Below are 14,047 nucleotides of genomic sequence, written 5' to 3' on the forward strand. Positions count from 1 at the left end.
ACCCCGGCCGCGTCCGCGCGGCCGGCTTCCACCGAGAGCCTGAGATGAACGATCTGTCCGTGCCCGTGAAAACCAGCATCGTCGCGATCCTGCTGACGCTGATGATCGCCACGCGCTTCCATCACTTCGGCAGCGCGCTGCACCTGCCCGACGCGTCGATGGCGGTGTTCTTCCTCGGCGGAGTGTATCTGCGCCGGCATGCGCTGTTCGCCGGTTTCATGCTGTTGGCGGTGGCGATCGACTATGTCGCCATCACCGGCCGCGGCCTGAGCTTCTACCAGCATTACTGCGTGACGCCGTCGTACGCCTCCTTGCTGCTGGCCTATGCGGTGCTGTGGTACGCCGGGCGGATGTACGCGCCGCGCATGGCCGCGAACGGACGCGCGGTGGCGATCGGGCTGGGCCTGGCGCTGGTCGCGGCGACCGTGTCGTTCCTGATTTCCAACGGCGCCTTCTATTGGTTCGGCGGCCGTTATCCGCATCCCAATCTCGATCAGTATCTGGCGCGCCTGTGGCGATGGGGGCCGCTGTTCGTGCGCACCACCATGATCTACATCGCCAGCGGGTTCCTGGTGCATGCGCTGATCGCGCGTTTCGCGCCGGTGCACGCGGCGCAGTCGCGCACCCGGGTCTGACCGCCCGCGCAAGCGCTTATCGGTTTTGCCAGTCGATTCGGGAGTTCGAACATGTCGATCCTGCTTGCCCCCAGCGATGCGGTCCTGCCCTTGCGTTCGCGCAACGCGCAGATAGCCACCGCCGCGCTCCTGGCCGTGTTGATGATCTGCACGCGCGGCCAGCATTTCGCCACCGTGGACGCCTTGCCCAGCGCGTCGTGGGCGGTGTTCTTCCTGGCCGGAGCGATGCTGCGGCCGGGCTGGGTGTTTCCGGCCTTGTTCGTGTTGTCCTCTCTGCTGGACCTGGCCAGCCTGGCATTGGGCCGGGTCACCGACTGGTGCCTGTCGCCGGCGTACTGGGCGCTGGCGCTGGCCTACGGCGCGCTGTGGATGGGCGGACGCTTCTACGCGCGCATGCATCGCGATCACTGGCGCAGCGTGCCGCGGCTGGTGCTGGTGCTGCTGGCGACCTCGGTGGTGGCCTACCTGATCTCCAAGGGCGGGTTCTATTTCCTCTCAGGCCGCTATCCGGACGCCACGCTGGCCGGTTTCATCGATCGCATTCCGCAGTACTACCCGCGCACCCTGGGCACCCTGGCCGGTTATGTCGGCGTGGGCTTCGCGGTCTATGCGGTAGCCCGTCTGGTCGATGCGCGCGATCGCTTCGGAGCGGCGGCGTGAGCGCGCCCGGCGACGAGGCGGAAGCCACGGATCGCGCCGGCTATGCCGGCCTGAGCGAGGAAAAACACCGCGAGCGCATGCAGCGCAAGAAGGAGCTGATCGATCGCAAGATCGCCAAGGCGACCATCGAGCGCGGCGTGCTGGTGGTCAACACCGGCAACGGCAAGGGCAAGAGTTCCTCCGGTTTCGGCATGCTCGCCCGTTCGCTCGGCCACGGCTTCAAGTGCGGCGTGGTGCAGTTCATCAAGGGCAGTTTTTCGACCGGGGAAGAAGCCTTCTTCCGCCGTTTCGAGGAACTCGATTACCACGTGATGGGCGAGGGCTTCACCTGGGAGACCCAGGACAAGCAGCGCGACATCGCCGCGGCGCAGGCGGCCTGGGCCATCTCGGCCAGGATGATGAGCGATGAAGCCTACGACTTCGTGCTGCTGGACGAACTCAACATCGCCCTGGCGCATCGCTATGTCGCCCTCGACGACGTGCTGGCCGCGGTCGCGGCGCGGCCGCCGCGCCAGCACGTGGTCATCACCGGCCGCGGCGCGCCCGATGCCTTGATCGAAGCGGCCGACACGGTTACCGAGATGCGCGTGATCAAGCATGCGTTCAAGGCCGGGATCAAGGCGCAGCAGGGGATCGAGTTGTGATGTCGGGAATCGGGAATGGGGAATCGGGAGTCGAAACGGCAAAAGCCCGCGTCGCCACCGCCGTTGCCATTCCCGATTCCCCATTGCCGATTCCTGTCGATTGCCCGGCGCTGCTCATCTCCGCCCCCGCCTCCGGCCAAGGCAAGACCAGCGTCGCCGCCGCGATCGCGCGCTGGCACGCGCGCCAGGGCCGGCGCGTGCGGGTGTTCAAGACCGGGCCGGATTTTCTCGATCCGATGGTGCTCGAACGCGCCAGCGGCCACCCGGTGCAGCAACTGGATCTGTGGATGTGCGGCGAAGCCGACGTGCGTGCGCGTCTGCACGCCGCGGCGGGCGAAGCCGATCTGATCCTGATCGAAGGCGTGATGGGTTTGTTCGACGGCGCGCCGTCCAGCGCCGATCTGGCCGAGCGACTCGGCGTGCCGGTGCTGGCGGTGATCGACGGTTCGGCGATGGCGCAGACCTTCGGCGCGCTCGCCACCGGTCTGGCGCGTTATCGCGACGGCGTGCGCGTGTACGGCGTCGCCGCCAACCGCATCGGCAGCGCGTATCACGCGCTACTGCTGCGCGAGAGTCTGCCCGCCGACCTGCGTTGGCTCGGTGCGTTGCCGCGCGATCCCGCGCTGGCGCTGCCGGAGCGGCACCTGGGCTTGGTCGCGGCCGGCGAACTGAGCGATATCGACGCGCGCCTGGACGCGCTCGCCGATGCCTGGGCCGAGCATGCCGATATCGAACTGCCGCCGCCGGTGACGTTCGCGCCGGCCGCGCAGGCCGCGGTGGAGCGCGCGCTCGCCGGCCGTCGCATCGCGATCGCGCGCGATGCGGCCCTGTGTTTTCTGTACCCGGCGAATCTTGACCTGCTGCGCGCCGCCGGCGCCGAACTGGCGTTCTTCTCGCCGATCGCCGGCGACGGCCTGCCCGAATGCGATGCGGTGTGGTTGCCGGGCGGCTATCCGGAACTGCATCTGGCGGCGCTGTCGGCCAATCGCGGCTTGCGCGATGCGCTGCACGCGCACGTCGATGCCGGCAAGCCCGTGTTGGCCGAATGCGGCGGCCTGTTGTACGCGCTCGACAGCTTGCAGGACCGCGACGGCGCCAGCGCCGCGATGGCCGGACTGCTGCGCGGCAGCGCGACGATCCAGCCGCGTCTGGCGGCGCTGGGAATGCAGGCGGTGACGCTGGCCGAAGGCGAGCTGCGCGGGCACACCTTCCACTACGCGCGCGCCGAGATCCAGGCCGAGGCGATCGCCGATTCGACCAATCCCAACGGCGGCCCCAGCCGCGAAGCGGTGTATCGGCGCCAGCGCCTCACCGCGAGCTTCGTCCACTTCTATTTCCCGTCCAACCCTGCCGCGGCCCTGTCACTGTTTCTGCCATGAACCTCATGCCGCTGGCCCTGGCGATGCTGGCCGGCGTGCTGCTGGATGCGCTGCTGGGCGAGCCGCGGCGCGCGCATCCGCTGGTGGGGTTCGGGCGGCTGGCGCGCGCGATCGAATCGGTCCTGCATCGCGACAGCCGCGTGCGCGGCGTGATGGCATGGTTGCTCGCGGTGGTGCCGCTCAGCGCCGCGGCGTGGTGGCTGCAGCGGCAATTGCTTGCGTGGTCGCCGTGGGCCGATTGCGTCTACGCCGCCGCGGCCCTGTATTTCGCTATCGGCCTGCGCAGTTTGAGCGAACACGCCACGCCGGTCGCCGCCGCTCTGGCCGCCGCCGATCTGCCGGCCGCGCGCGAGGCGGTCGGACGCATCGTCAGCCGCGATACGCAAGCGCTCGACGCCGAGCGCGTGGCCGCGGCGGCGACCGAATCGGTGCTGGAGAACGGCAGCGACGCGGTGTTCGCGGCGCTGTTCTGGTTCGCCGTGCTCGGCGCGGCCGGCGCGGTACTGTATCGGCTGGCGAATACGCTGGATGCGATGTGGGGCTATCGCACCGCGCGCTATCGTCGCTTCGGTTGGGCGGCGGCGCGCATCGACGACGTGCTCAACTGGATTCCCGCGCGCCTGACCGCGATGACTTACGCCGCGCTCGGCCACACCGGCAGCGCGCTGCGTTGCTGGCGCACCCAGGCGCGCGCCTGGGACAGCCCCAACGCGGGCCCGGTGATGGCCGCCGGCGCGGGCGCGCTGCGGGTGCGGCTGGGCGGCGACGCCCCATATCACGGCGTGTGGGAATCGCGGCCGTTGTTGGGCGAGGGCGCGGCGCCCGACGCCGATTCGATCATGCGTGCGCTGAGCCTGGTGGTGCGCGGCACCGCGTACTGGTTATGCGGATTTCTATTGCTCGCCTTCGGCTGGTGGCTGTATGCGGATGCATGAGCCCGGCCGCGTCGACACGACACGACTGCAGCGGTTCGCACGCGGAGGCGACGACCATGCTTGAACACGGCGGCCGCCTGTTGCGCGCGGCGCAGCGCTACGGCATTCCCGCGCAGGATTGGCTGGACCTGTCCACCGGCATCAATCCAGTCGCCTGGCCGGTGCCGGCGATTCCCGCGCGCGCCTGGCATCGCTTGCCGGAAGACGACGACGGCTTGCTCGATGTCGCGCGCGATTACTATGGCGCGGGCGATCTGCTCGCGGTCGCCGGTTCGCAGGCGGCGATCCAGGCCTTGCCCGAGCTGCGCGCGTCCTCGCGCGTGGGCGTGCTCGCGCCCGGCTACGCCGAGCATGCGCACGCGTGGCGGCGTGCCGGACATCAGGTGACGATGCATTCGGCGGCGGAGTTGTTCGCCCGCGCCGATGAGTTCGAAGTCATCGTGCTGATCCATCCGAACAATCCCGGCGGCGATGCTTTCGAACGCGACGCGCTGCTGGCCCTGCACGCGCAACTGGCCGCGCGCGGCGGCTGGCTGCTGATCGACGAAGCCTTCATCGACGCCACGCCCGAACGCAGCCTGTGCGCGGACAGCGCCCGCGAGGGCTTGATCGTGTTGCGCTCGGTCGGAAAGTTCTTCGGCCTGGCCGGCGCCCGCGCCGGCTTCGTCTGCGCCGCGCCGGCCTTGCTCGAAGGTCTGCGCGATCGGCTCGGCCCGTGGACGCTGACCGGGCCGGCGCGTTACGCCTTGCGCCACGCCCTGGCCGATCGCGATTGGCAGACGTCGATGCGCGCGCAACTGTTGGCGCAAGGCGCGCGGCTGGCGCGGTTGCTGAGCGCGCACGGCCTGGCGCCCAGCGGCGGCAGCGCGTTCTTCCAGTGGCGGCGGGATCGCCGCGCGCTGCAATGGCATCAGGCCTTGGCCGAACGCGGCATCCTGACCCGCCTGTTCGAACAACCGCCCAGCCTGCGTTTCGGTTTGCCGGGCGCGGAACACGAGTGGCAGCGACTGGACGACGCGCTGGCGCAAATCCGCAAGGATGCGACGATGCACGATCACGACGGGAGCGATACATGACGGCGCGGGTAGTGATGGTGCAAGGCTGCACGTCGGATGCAGGCAAGAGCGCGCTGGTCACGGCCCTGTGCCGATGGTTGCGGCGTCGCGGCGTCGCGGTCGCGCCGTTCAAGCCGCAGAACATGGCGCTCAATTCGGCGGTGACCGAGGACGGCGGCGAGATCGGCCGCGCCCAGGCGGTGCAGGCGCAGGCGGCCGGGCTGGCGCCGCATACCGATTTCAACCCGATCCTGCTCAAGCCCAACAGCGACACCGGCGCGCAGGTGATCGTGCACGGCCGCGCCGTAGCCAACCTGGACGCGCGCGATTATCACGACTACAAGCGCGTGGCGATGGAAGCGGTGCTGGTCTCGCACCAGCGCCTGACCGATCTGTTCGAAGCGGTGGTGGTCGAAGGCGCCGGCAGCCCGGCCGAGATCAATCTGCGCGCCAACGACATCGCCAACATGGGCTATGCCGAAGCGGTGGACTGTCCGGTGCTGCTGATCGCCGACATCGACCGCGGCGGCGTGTTCGCGCATCTGGTCGGCACCCTGGCGCTGTTGTCCGAGAGCGAACGCGCGCGCGTGAAAGGCTTCGTCATCAACCGATTTCGCGGCGACCTCGGCCTGCTGCAACCCGGGCTGGACTGGCTGCAGCGCGAAACCGGCAAGCCGGTGCTGGGCGTGTTGCCGTATCTGCACGGCCTGCACCTGGAGGCCGAGGACGCCTTGCCGCGCGCCGACGAAAGCAAGCAGGGCGCGCGCTTGCGCGTGGCCGTGCCGGCCTTGCCGCGGATCAGCAATCACAACGACTTCGACGCGCTGCGCGCGCATCCGCAGGTCGAGTGCGTATTCGTCGGCCCGGGCGAAACCCCGCCGGTGTGCGATCTGATCGTGCTGCCCGGATCGAAATCGACCCGCGCCGACCTGGACTGGCTGCGCCGGCAGGGTTGGCCGTCGGCGATTTCCCGGCACCTGCGCTACGGCGGCAAGTTGATCGGTATCTGCGGCGGATGGCAGATGCTCGGCCGCGCCGTGCACGATCCGCTCGGCATCGAAGGCGAGGCCGGTTCCAGCACCGGGCTGGGCTGGTTCGATCTGGAGACCACCCTGGACGCGCACAAGCAACTGCGCAATGTGCGCGGTCGGCTCGCGTTCGCCGACGCGGCGGTCGGCGGTTACGAAATACATTGCGGCATCAGCAGCGGCGCCGCGCTGGAACGGCCGGCGATGCATCTGGAGGACGGCCGCCGTGACGGCGCGATTTCCGCCGACGGCCAGATTCTCGGCACCTATCTGCACGGCGTGTTCGATAAGCCGCAGGCCCTGGCCGCGTTGTTGCGCTGGGGCGGATTGGAACAGGCGCAGGCGCTGGATCTGCGCGGCCTGCGCGAGGCCAGCATCGAACGGCTGGCCGATGCGGTACAAGCGCATCTGGATACCGCGGCATTGGCGCAGTTGTTCGGATTGGAGCCGGGCGCATGCACAGTCTGATTCTCGGCGGCGCGCGTTCGGGCAAGAGCGCGTTGGCCGAACGGCTGGCGTCGTCGTTCGATGAGGTGGTCTACATCGCCACCGCGCAGGCGCTGGATGGCGAGATGAGCGAGCGCATCGCCCATCACCGCGCGCGCCGGCCGGCGCAGTGGGCCTGCATCGAAGAGCCGTTCGCCCTGGCAGACACCTTGCGCGCGCAAGCCGCGCCGGGGCGCTGCCTGTTGGTGGATTGCCTGACGCTGTGGCTCAGCAATCTGCTCGGCGCCGAGGATGAAAGCGTATGGGAGCGCGAACGCAGCGCCTTGTTGTCGGCCTTGCCCGGGCTGGACGGCACGGTGCTGCTGGTCAGCAACGAAGTCGGCCTGGGCGTGATACCGATGGGCGAATTGACCCGGCGTTATGTCGATGAGGCCGGGCGCCTGCATCAGGCGCTGGGGCAGGTGTGCGAGCGGGTGGTCTTCGTCGCCGCGGGTTTGCCGCTGGTGTTGAAAGGGCCCGCGTTGTGAGTACGGCGATCGAAGGAGACTTGGATTTGAACGAGCAAGGCAAGTGGTGGCAGGGCGAGTGCAAGCGCCCGGACGCGGACATTCGCGCGCAGGCGCTGGCGCGGCAGCAACAGCTGACCAAGCCGCCGGGATCGCTGGGCGCGCTGGAAGCGCTGGCGGTGCGGCTGGCGTGGTTGCAGCGCACGCCGACGCCGTCGGCGCAGCGGGTGTGGATCAGCGTGTTCGCCGCCGATCACGGCGTCGCCGCCGAAGGCGTGTCGGCGTTTCCGCAGGCGGTCACCGGCGAGATGGTGCGCAACTTCGCCAGCGGCGGCGCGGCGATCAGCGTGCTCGCGCGCAGCCTCGGCGCCAATCTGGACGTGGTCAACCTGGGTACGGTCAACGATCCGGGCCCGGTGGCCGGCGTGCATCGCGCCATCATTGCGCCGAGCACGGGCAACTTCTGCGAAGGCCCGGCGATGAGTCAGGCGCAACTGCAGGCCGCACTCGCCGCCGGCGCGGCCAGCGTGCGCGCGGCGCTGGACGCCGGCGCGCAGGTGTTCATCGGCGGCGAGATGGGCATCGCCAACACCACCTCGGCGGCGGCGCTGGCCTGCGCGCTGCTGCAACGCGCGCCGGCCGAACTGGCCGGCGCCGGCACCGGCCTGGATGCGGCCGGCATCGCGCACAAGGTCGCGGTGATCGAACGCGCGCTGGCGCTGCACGCCGGCGCCGGCGACGACTGGGAACGCTTGCGCTGCCTGGGCGGTTTCGAAATCGCCGCGCTGGCCGGCGCGTATGTGGCCGCGGCGCAGGCCGGGCTGCCGGTGCTGGTCGATGGCTTCATCGCCTCGGTCGCCGCGCTGACGGCGCTGCGGCTCAATCCGGATTGCCGCGACTGGCTGCTGTACGCGCACCGCTCGCACGAGCGTGGCCACGCCGCGGTGCTCGACGCCCTGCAGGCGCAGCCGCTTCTGGATCTGCAACTGCGCCTGGGCGAAGCCAGCGGCGCGGCGGTGGCGGTGCCGCTGCTGCGGCTGGCCTGCGATCTGCACAACGCCATGGCGACCTTCGCCCAGGCCGGCGTCTCGGCCGGCGCGCCCGCGTGAGCCCTCGGCCGCGCCGCGACGGGCAAGTGTATGGACCTGCGCAAGTGCGCTCGCGGTCCCATTCCCGAGCGGACGCAGAGCAGGCATCATCGTGGCCCACGATCGCCGACCGCGCACAAGGAACGATGCCGCGATGAGCTCAAGCGCCGCCCCTATAGATCTGCTGCGCCACGGCGACACCGGTCATCGCAGCTACCGCGGCCAACTCGACGACAGCCTGCTGGAACTGGGCTGGCGGCAAATGCGCGACGCCGTGTTGGGCCGCGACTGGGACGCCATCGTCAGCTCGCCGCTGCAGCGTTGCGCGGCGTTCGCGCAGGAACTCTCGCAGGTGCGCGGCTTGCCGCTGAGCCTGGAGCCGCGATTGCGCGAATATCACTTCGGCCAATGGCAGGGCAAACCGGTGGATGCGATCGCCGCGGAAGAGGGCGATGCGCTGGCGCGGTTCTGGGCCGATCCGGTCGCGCATCCGCCGCCGGGCGCGGAGCGGTTCGCCGATTTCGCCGCGCGCCTGACCGCGGCCGCGGATGAAATCGTGCGCGGCTACGCCGGTCAGCGCGTGCTGGTGGTGACTCATGGCGGGGTGATCCGGCTGCTGCGTTGTCTGGCGGTGGGACGGCGCTACACCGACCTGCTCAATATCGATGTCGCGCATGCCTCGCTGCATGCGCTGAACTGGCCGCCGAAGCCGGCGCGCGAAAGCCAGGCCGCGCTGGCTCAGGCCGATCCGGTCGGCGGCTGATGCGCGCGCTGCTGGCCGCGATCGGGTTCCTCACCCGGATTCCGGTGCCGGCGCGGGTGTTCGCCGATCCGCGCGCGCAGACGCGTTCGCTGGTGTGGTATCCGGCCGCGGGTCTGCTGATCGGCGCCTTGCTGTGCGCGCTGGCCTGGCTGTTGCAGACCCGCCCGCCGCTGTTGGCGGCGGCGTTGTTGCTGACGTTGTGGGTGGCGTTGACCGGCGCCTTGCATCTGGACGGCCTGGCCGACAGCGCCGACGCCTGGGTCGGCGGCATGGGCAGCGACGAAGCGCAACGGCGCGAGCGCACTCTGACGATCATGAAAGACCCGCGCAGCGGCCCGATCGGCGTGGTCGCCGTGGTGCTGGCGCTGCTGCTGAAATTCGCCGCGCTGGCGAGCCTGCCGGCGCCGGCGTGGGCGGCGCTGCTGCTGGCGCCGATGCTGGCGCGCGCAGCGCTGACCCTGGCGTTCGTGACCACGCCCTATGTGCGCAGCGGCGGGTTGGGGCAGTCGCTGGTCGACGCGCCGCGCGCGGCGTGCATCGTCGCCCTGTTGGTCAGCGCGGCGGCGTGCGCGCTCGCCGGCTGGCGCGGCGGCGTGGCGCTGCTCGCCGCGCTGACGCTGTTCGCGCTGTGGCGCGGCGCCTGCATGCGCCGCCTGCAGGGCATGACCGGCGACACCTGCGGGGCCTTGACCGAGTTGACCGAAGCCGGCGTGCTGGTCGCCTGGGCCTTGTCGCAGTAAGGCCGACGGCGAAAGCGCAAGATAGGAACCGCCGGCCGGGCCCGCGCCTGCGACGCTGGCGACCGATCCCCTCCCATGCCGCGAGGCGCCCGCCATGTCCCCCGTGAAGGACCATCCCGCCGCCGCGACTGCGCCGCCCACCGGGACCGATAACGATGCCGGCAACGACGCCTCGCGCGAACGCGCCAAGGGCGCGTTCAAGCCCGTCACCCGCAACGCCCATCAGCGCCGCATCGAGCGCGCGGTCGCGCTGATCGAGCAAGCGATCGTGCGCGGCGAAGACCCGCCCGAACTGAGCCGCTTGGCCGAGGCCGCGGCGTTCTCGCCGTTCCACTTCCATCGTGTGTACCGGGCGATGACCGGCGAAACCACCGGCCAGACCGTGGCGCGATTGCGCCTGCTGCAAGGGCTGCGCCTGCTCGCCAGCGCCGATCGCTCGATCACCGACGCCGCGCTCGCGGTCGGCTACCAGACCCCGCAGGCCTTCACCCGCGCGTTCCGCCAGGGCGTGGGCGGCACGCCGAGCGAACTGCGCGCGCAGCCCGAGCGTTTGTGGCGCGAAATCGACCGGTTGTCGCAGCCGCCGCAGACCGACGATGCCGCGACGGCGGCGCCGCTGCGCGTGGAAGTGGTCAGCGTCGATCCGTTCCAGGTCGTCGCCTTGCGCGTGACCGGCGCTTATCCGGAACAGAACCAGGGCTACGGCCGTTTGTTCGGTTGGGCGGCGGAGAACGGATTGCTGGATTCGCTGCGCGGTCTGTACGGCGTGCCGTGGGACGATCGCCGCGACGTGGAGCCGCAGGCCTGCGGATTCGATTGCATGCTCGCGCTGGGCGCGCCGTTCCGCCTCGATCCGGTTACCGCCGCCGGCATCCGCAGCATGCAACTGGGCGGCGGCCGCTACGCGCGCGTCCGCCATGTCGGCGCCTTCGATGGCCTGGAGGCGCTGACCGACGCGGTGCTGGCGCTGTGGTTGCCCGGCAGCGGCGAATCCTTGCGCGATGCGCCGCTGCATCACGAATATCTGGACGATCCCGACGAAGTGCCCGCGGCGCTGCTGCGCACGGATATCTATCTGCCGCTGGCCTAGCGCAGGCGCGGCGTGCGACGACACTTACCTCGAAACCCGCGCGATCGCCGCTGATTCGTAGCCGCGACCGCACCCGTCCCCGCGACGAAACTCAGGCCCCGGCCGCTTCCAACCGCGCTTCCAGTTCGGCCACCTTCGCCTCCAGCGCCTCGATGCGTTGAATCAGCGCCGATTGCGCCGCCGGCGACGCGCCGCCGCCGTCCTCCGAGCCGCCCGAGACGCTGCCGTTCCACACCGGCTCGCCGCACAGCAGATGGCCGTAGCGATCCTCGCGTTGCCCGGGCTGACGGCCGAGCAGCCGCACCAGCGGCGGCGAATGCTGCGCCAGCCGTTCCAGCGCGTATTGCACGTCGCCGGCCGATTCGAACTTGGCCATGCGCTCGCTGCGCACCAGCAACTCATGCGTGGTCTGCGGGCCGCGCAGCATTAGCAGCGCGATCAGCACGCTCTGCGGACGGGTCACGTCCAGCACCGTGCCGGCGCGGTGCGAATAGCGCTCCGCGCGCGAGGCGTGCTGCGACTTCACCCAGCCGCGCGGTTCCAGCCGGCGCAGCGCGTTGGCGACCTCGCCTTGTTCCAGCGCCGTGATCGGCTCGCGTGAGGTCTTTTGATTGCACGCGGTGACGATGGCGTTGAGGGTCAGCGGATACGCGTCCGGCGTGGTCGCTTCCTTTTCGATCAGGCTGCCGACGATGCGCGCCTCGGTCGCGCTGAGCTGCGGCGCGAGGTTTTCCGGCGCGGCATCGGCCTCGGTGCTTTCGGTGCCGGTGGACTCGGGTTCGGAGATATCGATTGCGCTCATGGTCGTGCGGGTTTCCAGAAAGACGGGATCAGCCTAGCGCGCTCAGACCAAGGCCGTCGATGGCGGCAGATGACGGTCGCCGCGGTACACCGGCGCGGCCAGCACCATCTCGGCCAGGCTGTGCGCCAATTCGCGCTCGGCCATCACCGCGCCGTCGGCGCCGTGCTGGATGAGATGACGGACTTCGTTGTCGCTGTGCGCGCGCGCGACGATGCTCAGCGCCGGATTGATCTCGCGCAGCTTGGCGATGATCTCGCCGGCTTCCAGCGCCTGCGGAATCGCCAGCATCACCGTGGTCGCGCGCTCGGGCACGGCTTCGCGCAGCACGCGCTCGTTGACCGCGTTGCCCAGGATCGCCGGCAGACCGGCCGCGCGCGCCTTGGCGATCAGGCTGTCTTCGCCGTCGATGACCACCAGCGGCACGCTGTGCTCGGTCAGCAGGCGCGCCAGCTCGCTGCCGACGCGGCCGTAGCCGATCAGGATCACGTGCTTGTCGATATCGGCCGGCACCGGCGCGATCACCGGGTCGATTTGCGCTTCCTGCAATGCGGCCGCTTCGCGCGCCTGCTTGCGGTCGAGCCAGGCGAACAGCAGCGGATTGACCACGATCGACATCAGCGCGCCGGCCAGGATCAGGTCCTGGCCTTCCTTGGGCAGGATCTTCAGCTCGATGCCGAGGGTGGCGAGGATGAAGGAGAACTCGCCGATCTGCGCCAGGCTGGCGGAGATCATCAGCGCGGTGGAATTGGGCTTGCCGAACGCGCGCACCAGCGCGTAGGCGGCGGCCGACTTGCCGAAGACGATGATCGCGAATACCGCCAGCACTTCCAGCGGTTCCTCGATCAGGATCATCGGATTGAACAGCATGCCGACCGAGACGAAGAACAACACCGCGAATGCATCGCGCAGCGGCAGGGTTTCGTTGGCGGCCTGATGGCTGAATTCGGATTCGTTGAGCATCATCCCGGCGAAGAACGCGCCCAGCGCGAACGACACTCCGAACAGCTCGGCCGAGCCGAACGCCACGCCCAGCGCGATCGCCAGCACGCACAGAGTGAACAACTCGCGCGAACCGGTGCCGGCGACCCGTTCGAGAATCCACGGAATCACCCGCCGCCCGACGATCAGCATGAAGGCGACGAAGGCGCCGACCTTGGCCAGGGTGACGAACAACTGGCTCCAGATCGCCGAGCCTTCGGTGTCTTCGCCCTTGAGCAGTCCCGACAGCGCCGGCAGCAGCACCAGCGCCAGCACCATCGCCAGGTCTTCCACGATCAGCCAGCCGACCGCGATGCGGCCCTTGGCGGTTTCCACCAGCCGTCGTTCTTCCAGCGCCCGCAGCAGCACCACGGTGCTGGCGACCGACAAGGCCAGCCCGAACACCAGTCCGGCCCCGTGCGACCACCCCAGGTACCACGCCATGCCCCAACCCAACGCGGTGGCCACCGCGATCTGCAAGATCGCGCCGGGCAAGGCGATGGCTTTGACCTCCAGCAGATCGCCGAGCGAGAAATGCAGGCCGACGCCGAACATCAGCAAGATGACGCCGATTTCGGCCAACTGCGGCGCGAGGGTTTGATCGCCGACGAAACCCGGCGTGAAGGGACCGGCGATGATGCCGGCGATGAGGTAGCCCACCAGCGGCGACAACCGCAGGCGTTGCGCAATCATTCCGAAGATGAAGGCCAGGACGAAGCCTGCTACCAGGATCGCGATCAGGGACGTGTGGTGCATCGGATCTCCTGTGGTCTGGTCCTTAGAGAATGTGTGCTGGGGGCGCCCGATGCAAGTCTTTCTCGTTTGTCAGGCGCTCGCAAACGATTGTTTCTGCGAGATTTTTGTTGGAAATCCGGAGGCCGGCGCGAACCTGGCGCAACGACTTCATGCTGGCCGGCAGGGCTGCGCCGCACTTCGTTCGCGACCGGCCGCGGGGACTGCGGGCAGGCACTGTCCGGATGAATTCCGGTTCAGCCCCGCGCCGTCGATCGCGCGCGCAGCGGCCGGTTTGCGCGAAATCCTAGCCGCGGCGGTGTGCAGGGCGCGGGAACGGCGTGGGGAGGTCTTTTGTAGGAGGGAGCTTTAGCCCCGATGCTTTTCGATTGTGGGAGGGAGCTTTAGCCCCGATGCTTTTGTTTCAGATCACCGCGTCGGATCGAAAAGCATCGGGGCTAAAGCTCCCTCCCACAAAAGATGTCTCTCCCACAAAAGATGTCCCTCCCACAAAAGACTGGCGGCGTCTCGCGGTGATGCGGCCTGTGCAAAACGAATCAGGGCC

At 69.4% G+C, this 14,047-nt stretch carries 14 protein-coding genes; 12 read left to right on the top strand and 2 right to left on the bottom strand.

Features of this window, described 5'->3' with window-relative positions; genetic code table 11:
* Positions 1-44 precede the first annotated feature (44 nt).
* The 12 genes from AB4Y92_RS07125 (at position 45) to AB4Y92_RS07180 (ending at position 10,970) form a co-directional block, all read left to right on the top strand.
* Positions 45-635 (top strand): hypothetical protein, encoded by a 591-nt coding sequence (locus AB4Y92_RS07125; RefSeq protein ID WP_441818983.1) that lies wholly within the window; start codon positions 45-47, stop codon positions 633-635.
* A 60-nt stretch (positions 636-695) separates the two neighbouring features.
* A complete protein-coding gene (locus AB4Y92_RS07130) occupies positions 696-1,295 on the top strand; it encodes a hypothetical protein (RefSeq protein WP_441819062.1) in 600 nt (199 codons plus the stop codon).
* 50 nt (positions 1,296-1,345) lie between these two features.
* Positions 1,346-1,939 (top strand): cob(I)yrinic acid a,c-diamide adenosyltransferase, encoded by a 594-nt coding sequence (gene cobO, locus AB4Y92_RS07135; protein ID WP_441819063.1) that lies wholly within the window; start codon positions 1,346-1,348, stop codon positions 1,937-1,939.
* 83 nt (positions 1,940-2,022) lie between these two features.
* Positions 2,023-3,318, top strand: a complete 1,296-nt coding sequence (locus AB4Y92_RS07140; protein WP_441818984.1) for a cobyrinate a,c-diamide synthase — start codon at positions 2,023-2,025, stop codon at positions 3,316-3,318.
* A gap of 5 nt (positions 3,319-3,323) precedes the next feature.
* Entirely contained in the window at positions 3,324-4,253 is a 930-nt protein-coding gene (gene cbiB, locus AB4Y92_RS07145) for an adenosylcobinamide-phosphate synthase CbiB (RefSeq protein WP_441819064.1), read from the top strand.
* A 56-nt stretch (positions 4,254-4,309) separates the two neighbouring features.
* On the top strand, positions 4,310-5,329 hold the full coding sequence (gene cobD, locus AB4Y92_RS07150; protein ID WP_441818985.1) for a threonine-phosphate decarboxylase CobD: 1,020 nt from the start codon (positions 4,310-4,312) through the stop codon (positions 5,327-5,329).
* Entirely contained in the window at positions 5,326-6,804 is a 1,479-nt protein-coding gene (locus tag AB4Y92_RS07155; RefSeq protein ID WP_441818986.1) for a cobyric acid synthase, read from the top strand. Before cobD ends, AB4Y92_RS07155 begins: the two co-directional genes overlap by 4 nt.
* Entirely contained in the window at positions 6,792-7,310 is a 519-nt protein-coding gene (cobU, locus tag AB4Y92_RS07160; protein WP_441818987.1) for a bifunctional adenosylcobinamide kinase/adenosylcobinamide-phosphate guanylyltransferase, read from the top strand. Before AB4Y92_RS07155 ends, cobU begins: the two co-directional genes overlap by 13 nt.
* A gap of 26 nt (positions 7,311-7,336) precedes the next feature.
* Positions 7,337-8,398, top strand: coding sequence for a nicotinate-nucleotide--dimethylbenzimidazole phosphoribosyltransferase (gene cobT / locus AB4Y92_RS07165; protein WP_441818988.1), 1,062 nt, complete (start codon positions 7,337-7,339; stop codon positions 8,396-8,398).
* Between the two features lie 133 nt (positions 8,399-8,531).
* Positions 8,532-9,140: a histidine phosphatase family protein gene (locus AB4Y92_RS07170; protein WP_441818989.1), complete on the top strand. Its 609-nt coding sequence runs from the start codon at positions 8,532-8,534 to the stop codon at positions 9,138-9,140.
* Positions 9,137-9,880: an adenosylcobinamide-GDP ribazoletransferase gene (locus AB4Y92_RS07175; RefSeq protein ID WP_441819065.1), complete on the top strand. Its 744-nt coding sequence runs from the start codon at positions 9,137-9,139 to the stop codon at positions 9,878-9,880. The genes AB4Y92_RS07170 and AB4Y92_RS07175 overlap by 4 nt, the downstream gene beginning before the upstream one ends.
* Before the next feature lie 94 nt (positions 9,881-9,974).
* Entirely contained in the window at positions 9,975-10,970 is a 996-nt protein-coding gene (locus tag AB4Y92_RS07180; RefSeq protein ID WP_441818990.1) for an AraC family transcriptional regulator, read from the top strand.
* Between the two features lie 91 nt (positions 10,971-11,061).
* Here AB4Y92_RS07180 and AB4Y92_RS07185 read toward each other — a convergent pair whose 3' ends face one another.
* Together AB4Y92_RS07185 and ybaL are read right to left on the bottom strand one after the other, a co-directional pair.
* Positions 11,062-11,772 (bottom strand): YceH family protein, encoded by a 711-nt coding sequence (locus AB4Y92_RS07185; protein WP_441818991.1) that lies wholly within the window; start codon positions 11,770-11,772, stop codon positions 11,062-11,064.
* A 42-nt stretch (positions 11,773-11,814) separates the two neighbouring features.
* On the bottom strand, positions 11,815-13,506 hold the full coding sequence (gene ybaL, locus AB4Y92_RS07190; protein WP_441818992.1) for a YbaL family putative K(+) efflux transporter: 1,692 nt from the start codon (positions 13,504-13,506) through the stop codon (positions 11,815-11,817).
* Positions 13,507-14,047 lie beyond the last annotated feature (541 nt).

The organism is Lysobacter sp. TAB13 (genome assembly GCF_052113885.1).
GTDB classification, from domain to species: domain Bacteria; phylum Pseudomonadota; class Gammaproteobacteria; order Xanthomonadales; family Xanthomonadaceae; genus Lysobacter; species Lysobacter gummosus.

What these genes read in the sequence shown, in the direction of transcription:
- ybaL (WP_441818992.1), bottom strand. Translation starts at nt 13,506, where the DNA reads ATGCACCACACGTCCCTGATCGCGATCCTGGTAGCAGGCTTCGTCCTG.
- cbiB (WP_441819064.1), top strand. Translation starts at nt 3,324, where the DNA reads ATGCCGCTGGCCCTGGCGATGCTGGCCGGCGTGCTGCTGGATGCGCTG.
- AB4Y92_RS07125 (WP_441818983.1), top strand. Translation starts at nt 45, where the DNA reads ATGAACGATCTGTCCGTGCCCGTGAAAACCAGCATCGTCGCGATCCTG.
- AB4Y92_RS07170 (WP_441818989.1), top strand. Translation starts at nt 8,532, where the DNA reads ATGAGCTCAAGCGCCGCCCCTATAGATCTGCTGCGCCACGGCGACACC.
- cobD (WP_441818985.1), top strand. Translation starts at nt 4,310, where the DNA reads ATGCTTGAACACGGCGGCCGCCTGTTGCGCGCGGCGCAGCGCTACGGC.
- cobU (WP_441818987.1), top strand. Translation starts at nt 6,792, where the DNA reads ATGCACAGTCTGATTCTCGGCGGCGCGCGTTCGGGCAAGAGCGCGTTG.
- AB4Y92_RS07180 (WP_441818990.1), top strand. Translation starts at nt 9,975, where the DNA reads ATGTCCCCCGTGAAGGACCATCCCGCCGCCGCGACTGCGCCGCCCACC.
- AB4Y92_RS07185 (WP_441818991.1), bottom strand. Translation starts at nt 11,772, where the DNA reads ATGAGCGCAATCGATATCTCCGAACCCGAGTCCACCGGCACCGAAAGC.
- AB4Y92_RS07155 (WP_441818986.1), top strand. Translation starts at nt 5,326, where the DNA reads ATGACGGCGCGGGTAGTGATGGTGCAAGGCTGCACGTCGGATGCAGGC.